Raw genomic sequence first — 15,490 nt, 5'->3', positions numbered from 1 at the left:
CCGTCTCGACGGGTCTGGGTTTTTATTACCCGGGCAATCGGACGCAAAAAAGCCGCGGCCATGGCCGCGGCAGCACAGTTCACTGGTGCTATTGGAACGGCGCGATAACGCCGGTCGCGTAGACGAGGTACGCCTCGCTCCCCCCGTCCACGCTCACGGTGAAGGTGATCGGAGCCGAGACCCCGGCTGTGCCATGGACCGCCACCCACTGCTTGTTGCCGTACTTGCTGGCGACCAGCTTGATCGCCTGGTCGGCGTTGTGGACCGGCTCAAAGTCAAGCGGCATGTTGTGATTCTGCTGTTCCTGCTGCGTGATGGTGGCGCGCGACTGGGCCAGGCCCTTCGGCTTAGCCGGGGTCGTGCTGGCCGCGATGCGGGTGAAGCCGTCGCGGATCGCCGTGTTTTGCGTCGGCCCCGCGTTAGGTTGTCCATCCCGACTCTGATCGGCCAACACCACCGGCTGCCCGTTATGGAAGCCGAAGAAATACGTGATGCGGCCTGGCAGCGGCGGTTCCGTCTGATCGTAGTTATAGATCGCCACGATGTTATACGCGTTCGACCCCTTGCCGTCCGTGCTCATCCCGATCTGCCCGGACTGACCCGAGACAAGCTGCTGGGCCAGCCCCGTCGGATACGTCACCCCCGTTGAGACCTCTAGCGGGTGCTGCCCGTCGTACCGGGCATAGACCTGCCCCATCGTCGGCGCCCACTGCGTGATGAACTGGGCGAGCTGTTCGTCTTTGCTCTGATCCCATAACGTCGTCTGCTTGCGGGGCGCGGCCTGACTCGCACTGGTCGCCTTGCTGCTGGCGGATCGCTTGCTGCTTGTCGTTGACTTGGTGCGAGCCGACTGCTTCGTCGTCGCGCCACTCGACTTGGTCGCGTCCTCCGACGCACGCTGCCCGCAACCGCTCAGCAGCGTCACCCCGATCACCAGCGCCGCCGCCAGTTGTCCATACTTTATCATCCCGATTCCTCCTTGTGTGTGCTTCCCCCGCCAAGAATTATAACTTGATCTAATTCTGAAGTATACAGGCAAGCAATCGCTGCGCACCGGTGTATCCCGATCGCACCAGCCACGCCGGCGCCCAATGCCATGCGACGCAACACCAAAAAAGCCACAAAGCGGTTCTTCATGGCTAGTCTCTGTTCTGATCAGCTCGTTCACGCGTCCGCGTTACCGCTGGCCATGCGGCAGCATGCGCCGCACGCTCATCGACTGATGATGTTCCCCACCGTTGACTTAGAGATGTTCAGCAAGCGCGCGATCTGGCGGTAAGACATCCCCTGCTGACGCAACGTGATCACCTGCTTTTGCACCGCGATCGGCAAGCCCCGGTGCGACACCGCGGTGCCGTCAGATTCGACAGGCACCGGTCGCAGCTCGCAGGCATACCCAGAAGATTGATGCGCCACGCGCTCCGCTTCAACCTGACTGAAGGTCACCCAGGTGCGCTTAAGGTCACCGGTCCACGCTGGCAACAGCAATAGGTTGTCGTCCTCTAAGAATTCGCCTTGTGCGTTCATTACGATGTAGCGCGTCGCCATCGCCATGGTGATCCCTCCCTTACATTAGGCCGCAGGCACAGCCAGTCAGTCGCTCACCTCCTATTGTAGCGCATTCAGCGCTGGGGTTCACCGGCAAGTGATCGCCTTAGTCCAATCAAAAAACCTTCCCGTGTCAACACAGGAAGGCTCATTCACTTATAGACCTTAATCGCTCAATGTGTGTCGCTTACGGGCTACCGCGCCAAGAAGTGCGATCAGCCCTGCCCCTAATGCCATCAGCGTGACGTTCACAACTGCACCCGTCTGCGGCAGCGCCTTGCGCTGATCGATCGCACCGTGGCGCTTAGTGACCTGTTGCTTAGGCTTCACAGTCGGCTGTTGGTGACCCGCCGGTTTTGGCTTAGGTTGCTTTTTATCGCCGTCGGCTTGCGCTTGTGCACGCGCGGTCGCACCCGCCTTGTACCCATCGACATAGCCTGCGCGGTAGCGCGCCGACTGATCCTCGAGTGCGGCAGTGCGGTCAGGCGCACCGGCGAGGCCATCTTGCTGCCCCGCCTTGTACCCAGCCTGATAATCTGCCTTAGCCTGCGCCGCCGCAAGTGCGTCCTTCGCCGCAGCGATCGCCGCGTTGAGCGCCGCCGTCGCCGCGTTGACATCGGCTACAGACGCCCACGCCGTGTCAAGCACCGCTTGTCCCTGCCTGATCGCAGCCTGCAAAGCGGTCGGTTCCGCAACCTGGGAGACCAACGCTTGGGCCGCCGTCAGCGCTTGCTGCAACGCCTCTATGTCGCCAAGCGGATTGGCGATCTCCTTGAGTGCGTCAAAGCTTGGGTCCAGCGATGTCGCATAGTCATCAGACATGAACGCGCTGTAGACCTCAAAGACGTTCTGAGCGGCATCGATCGCCGCGTTAGTCTGCTTAATCGTGTCCTCGGACCAGCCTGATCGCGCACCCACACGCTCGACATGCTGACGGGCCGCCGCCTGTACTTGCGCGAGTGTATACCCCTTGATCTCGGCGATAGCGGTCTTAGTCCACCGGTACGTCGTTGGCATCACGTGATTAAGGTCTTCTTGGCTGTACGTTCGCCCGTCACGATCGACCGCGTACATGAACATCCCGCCGAGGTCACTGCCTGCAATGAACTCAGCTTCTTGGTGTGTATGGCTCCCCGTAAAATCGGCCGGATTAGTATCATACCAGCGGTTGTGATCGCCTTCTTCCGGGAAGGTCAACCCCGCCAGGAAGTGCCGCGTGTCAAACCCGACCGCCGCATAATCTTTCGCCGCGGCAACAGTCCGGCTCGTCGTACTACCGTATTGCTGATACCCAACGTAACTGAAAGCCGACACAACATTTTTGAACGGCACCATGTTGGACCCGTTGGAATCATAGATGAATAGCGTCCCGTTGTTCGCCTTCGGGCCGATATATTGAGATAAGGCGTTGATCAAGCGATCCGACAGTTGGGCCGTCGCAGTCGAGGGATACTCTTCCATGTCAATATCCAACCCGTCGAGTCCATACTGACCCGAGAGCGTTTCGACCTCTTGCTTGGCCCACGCGTCGATGGCCGCCTGCTCCTGTGCCGCGGTGTACTGACTGGTGTCCCCTAACCCCGCATAGTACTGGCGCCAATCACTCAGCATGCCACCATATCCCAGTGCGCGGACGAGCTTAACGCCGCGCTTATGCAGTTCTGGTGCATAGGTCGTCTTGAGCGCCTCAAAGAAGGGGGCAGCCGCTTTCTCCTGTCCACCTGGCACGTAGCTGAAGACATTGACGATGTCGATCCCTTCCGGCAGATCCAGCATGGTCTGTGTGTTCGGGTCCGCAATATCCGTGTTGACCCCCTTCATCGTCTTATCGCGCCACGCCCGGTAGTACACCATGAACGTCTTATCGTTCGGGGCCGCCGCCGCGATAGCTCGCTGCGGTCCCCCTAGGGTTAACCCGATCACGATGGCTAGGCCGATCCCCACGACCGCCATCGCCCATTTGATCCCATTACCTAACTGTTTCATCTATCCTCCGACCTTTCGTTGATATTCGGATCCTCAGTGACCAATGAAGCGATAAATTATATAAAATAAATATTTTATAAATTAATTGATAATGATAGCTGATTATCTAGGCGCCATCTTGCGCTGAGCACGTCATCCATCTCCGTCAAACACCTCCTATGGGATAAATTGTAACCGGTTTCTGATCGGTGTTGGTGCCGTTCACCGCTTTTTTTAAGATTCCTGATATAGTAAGATAATCCAAGTCGCCGCATAGATCAAAAAACAGTTGGGTTCTGGTCGGCCACCACACACTCAATCCGAATACAGACCAGACCGACGACAACCAAGCGCGGAGACCAAAACGGAGCCGGAACAAGTTCGACCCTTGTCCCAGCTCCGCGCTTGGATTGAATGAAGGACCACCACTTGGTGCAATGCGGTCTCCGCGACCTAGTGATCCACCGGCGTACACGGTGCCGCATACCCGATCGGCTGAAGGCCCTCAGTAGGCGTTAGACGGCACCCCACCATTGCCAGGCCGTCACTCACCAAAGGGCCCGCTCGTAGCAACGCCACGGGAAGGACCTTACCTCAATTATCCACTAGTCATGCCGACGCCTTATCGAACACCGCCAGCCGGTTCAGCCACCGCAGGATGCGCCCGTCACGGATGAACTATAATCAAACTTCACCAGATTGCGGTTAAGTCGCATTCACCTTCCTCGTGTCAATGAACACGTCGGCGCATCATTAAACTCAGTTATTTGCGACAAACCGATACGTAAAGCGCTTGGGGTTGTAGTACGACGCAAAACGACCCAGACGCTGCCTCTGCCCTGCGATAGTAATAGTATCGACATTGGCCACAGTTTCAAGTACAAAGTCATCTTCAAGCTTAAGGAGTGATTGTTGCCGTGCCGTCGCTTTGCAAGCTTTAATCTCAACGAAATTTTGTATGATTGGAATTTTTAATCGGTCTAAATAGGCATACAACGACCGGCTGAGCAGTTCAGGGTTAAACGTCGTGATCAAGTTGGCAGCAAGGTAATCCTCTGTGATGGCGATAGGGGCGCCATCACCGGTTCGGAGACGCTCGATTCGATGAACTTTGTCGAGCTCTGCCAACTCAAGCTCATCCCGACGCGCTGGATCTGCCGCCAAGTCTACCAACGCGTAGGTCAGTAGCTGGGACCCCGGCGTCATCCCTCTGCTTCGCATGTACTCAGAAAATCCGACCGTATCCGTGACATTACGCGTCATCGCCTTCGCTTTGACGAATGATCCTCTCCCCGACACTCGCGTAATGTAGCCCTGCTGCTCTAACTGCTTCAACGCCTTATTGACTGTCATCCGGCTGAAACCTGTTTCCTCAGTAATTGCCGTTTCGGCCGGTAACTGTGCCCCGACCGCGAGCTTACCGCTATTGATCTCACGAATAAATCGCTCCTCAATTTGTTTGTACTTTGGCATCATTTCGCGTCCCTCTTTGTGGTATATACATTTTTTGTTTGATTTTACGTTGGAAAAATCGCATAATGATGCGGTTTTTTCGAACCCCGACCACTATACCACGGCAGAAATTTTTTTGCACGTCATTGACAAATGTATATACCGTGATACTATGAAGGCGTTTTAAAATCCCATAAGAAAGGAGGCCTGCAGTTGACTCAGTTTATCGTTGCCACACACAGCACGTTGGCCTTAGGTTTCGAGCAAGCTGTTCGCTTTTTTGCGCCTGATATCTCTAACTTGCATACACTGACCGCCTATGTGGATGGAGACACATCATTCGAGAGCCGGCTTCGCGCTCTGATTAGCACGCTATTACCCGCAGAGATTGCCGTCTTTACGGACATCCCCGGCGGCAGTGTAAATCGCATTGTCTGCGAACAACTTGAATTTGAACTCGGTCGCATTCGTGTGATCAGTGGCATCAACCTATCATTGTTGTTAGAACTCATCCTTCATGCGACACCGATTACTGATGCCGCTATCCGCGAAGCGATCAAGAACGCGCGGACGCAACTTGTGTATATGAATGACGCCCTTGAAACACAGGAAGGAGAAGAGGATCTATGATCGAACTAGTTCGTGCAGATGATCGGCTCGTTCACGGCCTGGTAGCGGTCTCTTGGACTAATGCCTTGCAACCCAGTATTTTACTTGTCGCCAACGATATTGCGGCCGGTGACCGTCTACAACAGATGACTATGAAGATGGCCAAACCCGCAGGTGTCACGATGGCCATCAAGAGCTTGGTCGATGCCTCGACCATCCTGAATAATTCAAAATATGCCACCCGCAAGATCTTCGTCGTGACCGCCAACGTCTCGGATGCCTTAACGCTCGCGCAAACCGTCCCAGGCATTCAGAAAGTAAACATCGGCACCGCTGGGATTCACTATGACGCTGATCAAGCCGTCTCCATCACCGCAGGAGTCAAAATGACCCCCGACGAATTCACCGCTGCTAGTGCACTAGATGCTACTGGAATCGAGGTTTTTGCCGAAACAGCTCCTTCACAAGAGCGTGTCGGATTTGAAGAGATCAAAAAAGCCTTTTCACATTAAGGAGGGATCATATGCTCCAAGGATTCTTAGTTGCCCTTGTTGGCTCTTTAGTTTACATGGAGAGCCGACTGGGTGGGCAACACATGCTGGACCGCCCGATCATCATTGCACCGCTGGTCGGATTGGTCATGGGTGACTTCCACACCGGGTTAATTCTCGGCGGTCAACTTGAGTTAGTTTGGATGGGCCTCGTTGGGATCGGCACCACGACACCACCAGACGTCGTCGTTGGCTCCGCACTGGCAACTGCCCTAGCAATACGTACAGGCGCAAACTGGCAGACTACACTCACCTTAGCCGTCCCAATCGCACTTATTGCGCAGATGATTGCAATCGCTGCGGGCAGTTTCAACGCGCTATTTGCTCATTATGTTGACCACCAGATCGATCAAGGCAACTGGAAGGCTCTTCCAATCGGGCAATGGGCTGGCTCTACTATCATGTTCTTATCCAAATTTGTGCCAATCATTGTCGGGTACGCTGTTGGAGCACCCGCAGTTAAAGCAATTATCAAGACGATCCCTAAAGTGATTCAAGATGGCTTGACCCAATCTGGTAACCTTCTACCCGCACTGGGGATTGCAATGCTGATGCTATTGACGTATGACAAGAAATACGCACCGTTCCTATTTCTGGGCTTCTCACTGGTTGCGTTTCTAAAAGTTCCAATGATCGGTGCTGCGATGCTTGGTGGCATCATCGCCTATATCTACTTCCAGTTCAAACCACAACAACACGAGGAGGTACTCTAATGGACACGAGCGGTGAAAAGAAACTAACAAAAAAAGATCTACGCCGTGTGATGTGGCGCCACTATCAATTACTGGGTGCATTCAACTATGAACGTCAGATGTCGCTCGGGTACGCTTGGTCTATGACGCCAGTTCTCAAGCGTCTATACGGAGATAACCCCGAGGCCCTCAAGGCCGGCTACAAACGTCACCTTGAATTCTTCAACTGCACGACTTCCACTTCACCGATGATCCTCGGAATAAGTTGCGCAATGGAAGAGCAAAACGCCAACACCCCAGACTTCGATGCCACATCGATCAACGCCGTCAAGTCTGCACTTATGGGGCCGCTGGCCGGAATCGGTGATTCGATGTTCTGGGGGACGCTACGCGTTATTGGGGTCGGCGTTGGCGCACCACTGGCTGTCAGAGGAAGCCTCCTTGGTCCGTTGCTGTACTTCTTAACCAACGTCATTCCGAGCGAACTTCTTCGCTGGTATGGGTTCAAATTGACTTATCAAGGTGGTAGCAAATTTCTCACGCGTATCCAAGAAGACGGCACGCTAGAAAAACTGACTGAAGCGGCTAAGATTCTAGGGCTGGTCGTGATTGGCGCAATGATTGCTTCCATGGTGGTCATCAAAGTACCACTCGTCTTGCATCTCGGAGGAACGACGGTCAGCCTACAAACCACGCTCAATTCCCTGACGCCTGACCTACTCCCATTGCTATTGACCTTTGGGTGCTATGGACTGCTTAAAAAACAGATGAATGGGACGGCTATTCTGATCGGTTTGATCATTTTGGCGATTCTCGCCGTTGCAGTCGGTCTTCTATAAGCATACGGAGGTAGCGTGATGGCACCTTGGTTAGTCATGCTGATTATGTTTATGGTTGGTCTAACTGCCTGGTCGCAAGGCCAGATCCGCGCCCACCTACTGCAAAAAATGCTTTACGCACAGCAGCACGGCGACCTTCGGGCATACACTGCATTGCTTTCTGCACCTGCAGCCCACTTCTTCTTTAATCGGGTCACTCGCCTGATCATGCAAGTCAATTACGACTTGGCATGGGAAGATACTACACGGTTACATGCCTCGATCGCACAACTGCCTGCACAGCCAGTACGTAATCGGGATACCGTGATCTGCTTAATGAAGGCATACACTTACGACCTAGAAACAGGTGAGCAGGCCGCTGCTTCGGCGCTAGAACTCGTGTTACAACCACTGGCAAGCCGATTTCCCGAACTTCGAACTGAACTGACCACACTACACGGGATCTACGTCACCCACGATCCAAAGTTTGAACCAATACTCGCCCGACAACTGGCAGAAGCTCAGACACCAGAGGCACGAATGATTCTTCTTTACCGTCTCGCTAAGCTCACCGCCCTACTAGATGAACCGTTGATCGAAGCAACCTATATGAAACAACTGCGTCAACTGGCGCAACAGCAAGCTAAACCACTAAATTAATCGGAGGTACTTTACTAATGGCTAAGTTAACGATGATGGATCACATTGAGGATACTGGACGTGTACTACAACGTGCCTATGACGAACGAACGGACTATGGCAAAGACTTTGTTAAACTGCTGACTGAAGGTGACTACAAGAAAATTTACTTCACCGGCTCTGGCACGTCTTACAATGCAATGCGCGTCGTCCGAAACACCTTCGTCGAACTGCTCCACGTGGAAGGCATTGCGATTGAGCCAACCGTCTTCACCTACTCTGAAAGCATCAACCCAAGCAGCATCTTTCGCCCAGATCAGATCCTAGTAATTGGTCTGTCACAGCACGGGGATTCGCTGTCTACTTGTGAAGCGCTACAACGAGCGGCGGATGAAGGGTATTCCACCGTTGGCGTCTCCGAACAGCTTGGATCACCGATTGAACGGATTGCAAATCACTATCTACACTTGGTCTGCGAAGAGGAACAGATCGGACCTGAAACACGCGGGTACACCGAGACTCTTTTCCAGTTCTACATCTTGGCACTCGAGGTCGCTAAAGCCAAGGGCTTGATCGGTCGCGAAAAATACAAGCGCCTTGATGCTGACGCCAAACAGGCGCTTACCAACTATGCCACCATAGTCGCCGAAAGCAAAGCCTGGTATGCTGCCAATGCAGACGAGCTAATTAAAATGCAGAAATCTTCGATCGCAGGCTATGGTTATAACTTCCCAACTGCTCAAGAAGGTCGACTCAAATTCTTCGAAACGTTTGGCCGCCCAAGCACCGCCTACGAGATGGAAGAACAACTTCATGGTCCATTACGCGCCTATGATGCGGACAACTACATCTTCCTCATCGGAGGTAACGCGGGTCCTGAGTTCAACCGCATGAAAGATATCGCGGCCTATTATCGTCGAGCATGGACGGAACATGTTTTCGTCATCTCAGGTGAACCCTTCGACGCAACCAGCAAAGATCTTCAGTTCAGCATTCAAACAACTCCACTTTTATCTCCAATTTTCTACACTGTTCCGTTCCAAGTTCTATCAGCCCAGCTATCGGAAGCCGTCGGGATCGACACCAGCGTTTCTCCCGTCAAGGATAAGTCAATCTCTGGCCACATGAATCACTGATATTGGAGGTTGCGCATGCTTCAGGTGGACAAACGCATCCGCGAACAACCTGACCTAGCAGCTGTGGGGGCCGCAATTATCTACAACTTCAGCTCAGCCATCGCGCTTAATATGTTCCTGCTTCCCGGTGGCGTATACACTTCTGGGATTACCGGGGCATCACAGCTTATTGCCCGACTAAGCCAGCAATTCGATAAATCTATTCTGTTGTCGACAGGTAATATCAACCTACTGCTAAATCTTCCTCTATTCTGGCTAGCTTGGCACTTCGTTGGTCATCGATTCACGCTGTATACCATGCTTTCTGTCATTCTATCCAGTTTAGCTATCGATCTATTTCAGTTGCCTGCATTGACTCACGACCCCTTGCTCTGCGGCGTATTCGGAGCGCTTATCTGGGGATTTGGCACCGGTGTTGCTTTACGCACTAACATTTCGACCGGCGGGTTAGACGTGATTGAGCTCCTGCTTCACAGATCGACTAAACTATCAGTGGGCACGATCAACACGATCTTCAATGGCGGATTGCTCTTGATTGCAGGAGCGTGTTACGGTTGGCAAGGTGCATTGGTCAGCGCCTTGTCGATCATTGTGTCCGCACGTGTCATTGACGCCCAATATACGCAACAGCACCGGCTACAAGCACTGATCATCACACAGCGTCCCACCGCGATTACTCACACCTTGCACCGCGACTCTGCACACGGGATCACCCTATTGCACAACGCCCAAGGGGGATACTCAAATCAGCGCGAAACCGTGTTAATCACAGTCATCTCCTCAGCCGAAGCAGATATGCTGATCAGCATTGTCCGCCAAGTCGACCCGGCCGCTTTCATCTCAATCTCCCCCGTTATTCGAGTCGATGGTCAATTTGCGGAGTCATCGATTCGCTGAATAGTGTGATTCAAAGTGTAATCACCACAATCGAGTTTGCCCAAGTCACGTACCCAAAAACAGGATCCTGCAGAACGGCCCGTTGCCAAACTGCAGGATCCTATTTATTTTAATTCAGATGATCTCATTTTCTTTATATCACACTGTACCCGCTCCACTAAAGGGTACTGACATCGACCAATAAAACAGTGAGTGCCAGCGATTACTCTGACCGTAAGCATCCCACCAACTCTTCATCAGGTCGTCGCACATGACGGACGACTCTACTGTGGGTATTGTTCGCCCGGTGACGTAAGCCACTCAGATGCTTCGCTTGCGGAAGCTCGCGTACGCGATCAGGCCGAACACCAGCGTGTAGATCAGGCTGCCGGCGATCATGACCGGATCAGAAAGGTGCGTCAGCGATCGCACGCTGTCGCTGGTAAGCTGCTGGCCGACCAGCAGGAAGGTGAACGGGTTCCACTTGAGGAACTCCCACTTAGCGATCAACGCGGTCAGGATGCTCGACGCGATCTCGACGACGAAGTAGCCGACGAAGCCGCTGATGATGGCCGCGGCGTTGGTCTTGAGCACCGTCGAGAGCATCAGCGCGCAGCTGAGTAGCATCAGGCCCATCAGCATGAAGCCCGCAAGGCTCAGCCCATAGGCGGCCAGGTTACTGCGCCCCTGGTGCACGGCCATCCAGTCGTACCCGTTGAGGCCCGCGGCCAGCGCAAAGGTCACGACGCTGGCGATCGCCTGCAGGAGCACGAAGTGGCAGATCGCCACGATCACTTTGCTCATAAAGACCTGGCTGCGGTAGTACTGCCGGTAAAGCAGTTGCTTCATCGTGCCGTACTGGAACTCCATGGAGACCGTACTGGCGACGTTAGCGATCGCGATGAAGATCACGAGGCCGCCGCCGTAGTAGTCGACGATCGTCGTCACTTCCGGCTTCAGCAGCGCAACGTCGGGGTACAGCCGCCCCATCACCGCCACGAACACCTGAATGGCGACCATCACGCCGATGGCGATCCACGTCCCGTTCTTGTGCGCCAGCTTGTACCATTCTTGCTTGATCAGTGTGCCCATGACTACGCCTCCCCCTTTTCTGCTTGGACCATGGCGAGGAACGACGCCTCGAGGTCACGCGCCTTGCGGTCCACGCTGCGGATCGCAACGCCTTGCTGGACCAGCGCATAGAGCGCCGCGTTGAGCGCGGTATCTTCCGCGTTTTCGTGCAGCACGATGCCGGCCCCTTCCAGCGTGAAGGTGACATTGGCCAGTGTCAGCGCGGCCTTGGCCTGCGCGAGGTTGTCCGGCACGATCTGATAGGTCACCCCGCCGGATTCGGCGAGCTGGCCCATGCTGGTGTTGCGGACGATGTGGCCGTGGTTGAGGATCAGCACGTCGTCGGCCACTTTTTCGAGTTCGGACAAAATGTGGCTGGAGATCAAAAAGCTCGTCCCGGCTGCCGCCATATCACGAATAATGTCACGCAGGTCCTTGACTGCCTGCGGGTCGAGCCCGTTCATCGGCTCATCGAGGATCACCAGCTTCGGTTGGTTGACCAAGGCTTGGGCGATCCCGAGTTTCTGCTTCATGCCCAGCGAATACAGGCGTGCTTTGGTGTCGATGTACTTGCCCATACCTAGCGCGTCCACGATGTGCTTGATGTTGTCGGCTTGGTGGTGCTTGGCCGCAAACAGCTCAAGGTGCTGGCGCCCGGTCAAAAACGGGTAGATGCCCGGGTACTCGATCAGCGCCCCGACCTTGCGCAGCGCCTGGTGGCTCGTGATCGACACGGGTTGCCCCGCGATCTCGATCCCGCCACCGTCGATCGGGATCAAGCCCAAGATCGCCTTCATGATCGTGCTCTTCCCCGCACCGTTGGGGCCGACCAGCCCCGCAACGTGCCCTTCTTCGACGAAGAAGTCGACGCCGTGCAAGACCTGGCGTCCGCTGAAGGACTTATCGAGGTGATCGACTGTTAGAATCGTACTCATCCATTTTCCTCCTCCGGTGCGTCTGTGCGCACCCATGTGTTGAGAATAGCACACTTGCGGCCGCTTGCATCGGTCTAGAGACCGGCAAAAGCAACGGGGTTGACGAGTTTCACGCAAGCAGCGTCCGCATCGTCACCGCACCGAAGCCCACAGCGCCAGTGGCAGATCAGTTGCGCCAATAGCCTCGTCGCAGGCTAAACTGCAACGATTGACGCTTCCGCAACGTCTTGACGCGCTTCGGTGTCGCGGGTGACCCGCAAAGCGTGCTAGAGCTCGCGAAAGACATCAATGCCCTGAGTGATATTCCGCCGACTGGCTCAACTGCGCGGCAAATCGAAACAGTTCAGCGGGGTATCATCATCGAATGGGATGATATAGATGCGCTGGGCTAGCACTTCGAATGGGAGCAGGGTCAACTGGTCGGCCTGGGCCAGTCGGGCGTCGATCGCGTCGACGTCTCCCCCCTTATCCGCCAAAAGACGCCGTTGCGCGACCAGTTGCGCCGTCTCGGCATCTAATTGTGCTTGTAGTCGTGAATACACACCCTCTAAGGCTAGGAGTTCACTGCTTGCCTCTGGTGCATAGTGGTAGATGATCAGTTCGGGTTGGTAAGCGGGTTTGTGACGTTGCTTATCCCGGTGTATCGAATCACCGTATGGCGGGATCAGCGCCTCGGGGCTGATGGTTTGGCTCATACGTAACAACACTTGTCGCCACCACCAGTCGTCCGACCTGCCAAAGCTCAGACCGAAGGCAACAAAGAGCTCAGTCGCCTGCAACTGCTGACGGTAATTGAGTTCATCTTGAACGAGGTATGGTTTGGCGAACAGTTGCTCGATACCGGCTAACCCAGCGTGGCGATCTATCTCGCTGAGCGCCACGTGACGATTCAGCTGATCGATGTTGTCGATCCCGAACATCATACTAGATGGTACGGCCGCAAGCCCGTGGGGGTGGATGACTGTGGTGATCAAGTAATCATGGTAAGTCTTCCAGTGGCCGCCTTTAGTTTGGGCGGGGACCTGGTAAACAAAGTTTGTGGGCGCCTGAGGGAAAATATGGGGGTCAAAGTTCGCCTTAGTCATCGCCAAGTAGTTATCAAGGAGCGTTGTGTAATTAAAATTGAATACCGTTACCGCCATGATGTCGTAGTAGTTGGCGAGCGAATCAAACCGGAAGTGGGCGTATGCCTCAGGGGCCAGTGTGCGCAAATCCCGGTTGAAGCAGCGCAAGGTATTGAGGTTACTAGACGCATCCTTGGGTGCGCGTACCCCACCGCCACGCGATTGATTGAGCACCGCAGAAGTCAGATCTTCTTGGTTATCGGGCCGCTGGTTGGCCCAATGGTTGATGCTGCGGAGCAGTGGGGCCGTCACGATCTCGCCGAGGTAGTCGCTGAAGTCAGCACGGAGCATTTCCACCCGGTTCAGGAGGTCGACCAGTTGCTCACGTTGGGCGTCATCGTTGGGCGCGACTTGGTCTTCGACCTCCTGAATGCAGGCTAATATCGCAGCTTCGACGTCAGCCCAGTGGATCGGGTCATCCGGTGCAGGTGGCTCAGTCGACACGGTGTCTTGATCTCGCTTGGCTGCAAGCCCCTTGCTGAGATGCGCAAGGATCGGATCGTCATCGATTTTTCGATTCAGGACCATGCGCTCGTAGTCCAAGAATGCACTGAACGTTGTGGCAGGCCGGCGGAAGCGATTGAGCATCCGGATATCAAACCCATTCCCAACGAGTAACGTGATATCAAGCTTAGATGTGACCGGTCGATAGCGAAAGTCAGTCATGTCGAGCATGTTGGCACCTCCCAATGCGAGAATGAAGATAAGTTGTTAACTGATTATACCAAAAATCAGCCACGATCCGGTGCATGTCGTCGCAATAATCATCCGCGTTCTACCATTCAACAGACCCTCCGCTGTCGGTGTAACTTTTGCGAGACAGGCAAGCATGAACCTCACCAGAGTGCGCCGGTTTTGTGCCAGAACACAGCAAAAGCCGATCAATCAATGATTGCCGGCTTAAATCAGTTTCACGTGAAACACCGCCCCGGTCACTCCGCCTTGCGCGCCTCAAGGCATAAGGTGTCGCTCGCCATCGCGATCCGCGTCGCCAGCAGCTGCACGACCGGCTGCGGCCGGCGGTGGAAGAGCATGAAGTTCGGCGTCCGCGGGAGTTCTTCCAGAAGCCGAGTCAGGCTCACCATCAGCTCAGGATCGGGCTGCACGTCCGAAAAATAGAGCTCGGACTGGCCGACGGCGCTGCCCATGATCGCGTAGTTCGACAGGATCCGGAACACGTCCAGGTCCAGCTCATCCGTCCACTCGAGCCGCGCGTCGCGTAGGCACAGCTCGCGCAGCGGCTCGGTGATCTGGTAGGTCTCCGGCGTCGATAGCACGAGCTCGATGGCCAGCCGGTCCTGAAAGGTGCCAACGGGCTGGTCGAGCTGAACACGGCTCATCTGAAAGAAGGCGAACGCTGAGCTCTCCCAGAACGGCCCGGACTTGAAGCGGTGCTGGGGGGCGAACCCCATCCGCATCGCCTTGTCCCCGAACACCTCCAGGCGGCGGTTCGGGGTGATCGGCCGCCGCTGACCGCGCCGCAGGTGGGAGATCTTCTCGAACATCTGCGTCTGCAGGTCCTCGGTCGATGTCGGCGCCTCCTCGAACGGCCAGAAGTACTCGTGCTGCGCCTGCCAGTAGAGCATGAACAAGAAGAAGCGGCAGTGCAGCTCATCCCCGACCAAGGCCAGCGGCTGCATGCGCAACCGAATGTCGAACTGCTTGAGCAAGACGTTTAGCTGCCGCACGCGCCGCGTCGTCGTCGAGACGCTCACGAAGTTCATCTCACAGAAGCGGTGGATCTGCGGGTTCGGCGTCTTCACGAGGTAGTCGAGCAAGCGGTAGATCAGACTCCTGCGTAGCAGGTGCGAGCGCAACTCCTCCTGGGTGACGAGCGCACGCCCGCTTTTTTTGAGCTGGGTCTTGACCGTGTTGCGGACGCGGTGGGTCATCTGGCCGATGTCGTCGACCAGGTCGTTGAACGTCCGGTACGCGGACTGATACTTCCAGCCGAGCTCGTCGTTCAACTGCTTGATCGACACGTTCTTGAACTGATGCGCCTCGAGCTGGACATAGAGTTGGAACTCGAGAAAATCCTTTTTCTCCAGAAAGTCTCGTTCGAATTGCACGATGA

Annotated in this window: 15 protein-coding genes; 7 read left to right on the top strand and 8 right to left on the bottom strand. The window is 55.1% G+C overall.

Features of this window, described 5'->3' with window-relative positions:
• Positions 1-88: 88 nt before the first annotated feature.
• The 4 genes from HII33_RS00845 to HII33_RS00830 all read right to left on the bottom strand — a co-directional run bounded on the left by HII33_RS00845 (position 89) and on the right by HII33_RS00830 (position 4,989).
• Positions 89-967 carry a DUF4767 domain-containing protein gene (locus tag HII33_RS00845; protein WP_179393906.1) on the bottom strand — a complete coding sequence of 293 codons (879 nt, stop codon included), beginning with the start codon at positions 965-967 and terminating at the stop codon, positions 89-91.
• Positions 968-1,212: 245 nt separating this feature from the next.
• Positions 1,213-1,554, bottom strand: coding sequence for a sigma factor-like helix-turn-helix DNA-binding protein (locus HII33_RS00840; RefSeq protein WP_179393905.1), 342 nt, complete (start codon positions 1,552-1,554; stop codon positions 1,213-1,215).
• 159 nt (positions 1,555-1,713) lie between these two features.
• Positions 1,714-3,534, bottom strand: a complete 1,821-nt coding sequence (locus tag HII33_RS00835) for an EndoS/ChiA family endoglycosidase (RefSeq protein ID WP_179393904.1) — start codon at positions 3,532-3,534, stop codon at positions 1,714-1,716.
• A gap of 738 nt (positions 3,535-4,272) precedes the next feature.
• Positions 4,273-4,989: a GntR family transcriptional regulator gene (locus HII33_RS00830; protein ID WP_179393903.1), complete on the bottom strand. Its 717-nt coding sequence runs from the start codon at positions 4,987-4,989 to the stop codon at positions 4,273-4,275.
• Between the two features lie 189 nt (positions 4,990-5,178).
• On the opposite strand from HII33_RS00830, the gene HII33_RS00825 reads away from it, so the two are divergent.
• From HII33_RS00825 to HII33_RS00795, 7 genes are read left to right on the top strand one after another with little or no spacing between them, the layout of a single operon-like run.
• Complete coding sequence (locus HII33_RS00825; RefSeq protein WP_179393902.1) at positions 5,179-5,595, top strand: PTS sugar transporter subunit IIA; 417 nt, start codon at positions 5,179-5,181, stop codon at positions 5,593-5,595.
• Positions 5,592-6,086 (top strand): PTS sugar transporter subunit IIB, encoded by a 495-nt coding sequence (locus tag HII33_RS00820; RefSeq protein WP_179393901.1) that lies wholly within the window; start codon positions 5,592-5,594, stop codon positions 6,084-6,086. The genes HII33_RS00825 and HII33_RS00820 overlap by 4 nt, the downstream gene beginning before the upstream one ends.
• Positions 6,087-6,097: 11 nt before the next feature.
• Positions 6,098-6,838, top strand: coding sequence for a PTS mannose/fructose/sorbose/N-acetylgalactosamine transporter subunit IIC (locus tag HII33_RS00815; RefSeq protein ID WP_179393900.1), 741 nt, complete (start codon positions 6,098-6,100; stop codon positions 6,836-6,838).
• Complete coding sequence (locus HII33_RS00810) at positions 6,838-7,656, top strand: PTS system mannose/fructose/sorbose family transporter subunit IID (RefSeq protein ID WP_179393899.1); 819 nt, start codon at positions 6,838-6,840, stop codon at positions 7,654-7,656. Before HII33_RS00815 ends, HII33_RS00810 begins: the two co-directional genes overlap by 1 nt.
• Positions 7,657-7,674: 18 nt before the next feature.
• Positions 7,675-8,295: a hypothetical protein gene (locus HII33_RS00805; protein ID WP_179393898.1), complete on the top strand. Its 621-nt coding sequence runs from the start codon at positions 7,675-7,677 to the stop codon at positions 8,293-8,295.
• Between the two features lie 17 nt (positions 8,296-8,312).
• Positions 8,313-9,410: an SIS domain-containing protein gene (locus HII33_RS00800; protein WP_179393897.1), complete on the top strand. Its 1,098-nt coding sequence runs from the start codon at positions 8,313-8,315 to the stop codon at positions 9,408-9,410.
• Between the two features lie 15 nt (positions 9,411-9,425).
• Positions 9,426-10,307 (top strand): YitT family protein, encoded by an 882-nt coding sequence (locus tag HII33_RS00795; protein ID WP_179393896.1) that lies wholly within the window; start codon positions 9,426-9,428, stop codon positions 10,305-10,307.
• 300 nt (positions 10,308-10,607) lie between these two features.
• Here the strand turns inward: HII33_RS00795 and HII33_RS00790 are convergent, their stop codons facing one another.
• The 4 genes from HII33_RS00790 to HII33_RS00775 all read right to left on the bottom strand — a co-directional run bounded on the left by HII33_RS00790 (position 10,608) and on the right by HII33_RS00775 (position 15,485).
• Entirely contained in the window at positions 10,608-11,378 is a 771-nt protein-coding gene (locus tag HII33_RS00790; protein WP_179393895.1) for an ABC transporter permease, read from the bottom strand.
• Between the two features lie 2 nt (positions 11,379-11,380).
• Positions 11,381-12,292, bottom strand: a complete 912-nt coding sequence (locus HII33_RS00785) for an ABC transporter ATP-binding protein (RefSeq protein WP_179393894.1) — start codon at positions 12,290-12,292, stop codon at positions 11,381-11,383.
• Between the two features lie 317 nt (positions 12,293-12,609).
• Complete coding sequence (locus HII33_RS00780) at positions 12,610-14,091, bottom strand: AbiH family protein (RefSeq protein WP_179393893.1); 1,482 nt, start codon at positions 14,089-14,091, stop codon at positions 12,610-12,612.
• A gap of 257 nt (positions 14,092-14,348) precedes the next feature.
• Positions 14,349-15,485, bottom strand: a complete 1,137-nt coding sequence (locus HII33_RS00775; RefSeq protein WP_179393892.1) for a helix-turn-helix domain-containing protein — start codon at positions 15,483-15,485, stop codon at positions 14,349-14,351.
• Between the last annotated feature and the right edge of the window lie 5 nt (positions 15,486-15,490).

This window comes from Lacticaseibacillus absianus (assembly GCF_013407595.1).
In the GTDB taxonomy this organism is placed as follows: Bacteria; Bacillota; Bacilli; order Lactobacillales; family Lactobacillaceae; genus Lacticaseibacillus; species Lacticaseibacillus absianus.
The sequence above is the reverse complement of the archived record's forward strand: the minus strand, read 5'-3'. Positions and strand labels throughout refer to the sequence as shown.

Excerpts from the sequence above, each read along its gene's own strand:
- HII33_RS00785 (WP_179393894.1), bottom strand. The coding sequence starts at position 12,292 with ATGAGTACGATTCTAACAGTCGATCACCTCGATAAGTCCTTCAGCGGA.
- HII33_RS00800 (WP_179393897.1), top strand. The coding sequence starts at position 8,313 with ATGGCTAAGTTAACGATGATGGATCACATTGAGGATACTGGACGTGTA.
- HII33_RS00815 (WP_179393900.1), top strand. The coding sequence starts at position 6,098 with ATGCTCCAAGGATTCTTAGTTGCCCTTGTTGGCTCTTTAGTTTACATG.
- HII33_RS00795 (WP_179393896.1), top strand. The coding sequence starts at position 9,426 with ATGCTTCAGGTGGACAAACGCATCCGCGAACAACCTGACCTAGCAGCT.
- HII33_RS00810 (WP_179393899.1), top strand. The coding sequence starts at position 6,838 with ATGGACACGAGCGGTGAAAAGAAACTAACAAAAAAAGATCTACGCCGT.
- HII33_RS00835 (WP_179393904.1), bottom strand. The coding sequence starts at position 3,534 with ATGAAACAGTTAGGTAATGGGATCAAATGGGCGATGGCGGTCGTGGGG.
- HII33_RS00820 (WP_179393901.1), top strand. The coding sequence starts at position 5,592 with ATGATCGAACTAGTTCGTGCAGATGATCGGCTCGTTCACGGCCTGGTA.
- HII33_RS00830 (WP_179393903.1), bottom strand. The coding sequence starts at position 4,989 with ATGATGCCAAAGTACAAACAAATTGAGGAGCGATTTATTCGTGAGATC.
- HII33_RS00805 (WP_179393898.1), top strand. The coding sequence starts at position 7,675 with ATGGCACCTTGGTTAGTCATGCTGATTATGTTTATGGTTGGTCTAACT.
- HII33_RS00840 (WP_179393905.1), bottom strand. The coding sequence starts at position 1,554 with ATGGCGATGGCGACGCGCTACATCGTAATGAACGCACAAGGCGAATTC.
- HII33_RS00790 (WP_179393895.1), bottom strand. The coding sequence starts at position 11,378 with ATGGGCACACTGATCAAGCAAGAATGGTACAAGCTGGCGCACAAGAAC.
- HII33_RS00780 (WP_179393893.1), bottom strand. The coding sequence starts at position 14,091 with ATGCTCGACATGACTGACTTTCGCTATCGACCGGTCACATCTAAGCTT.
- HII33_RS00845 (WP_179393906.1), bottom strand. The coding sequence starts at position 967 with ATGATAAAGTATGGACAACTGGCGGCGGCGCTGGTGATCGGGGTGACG.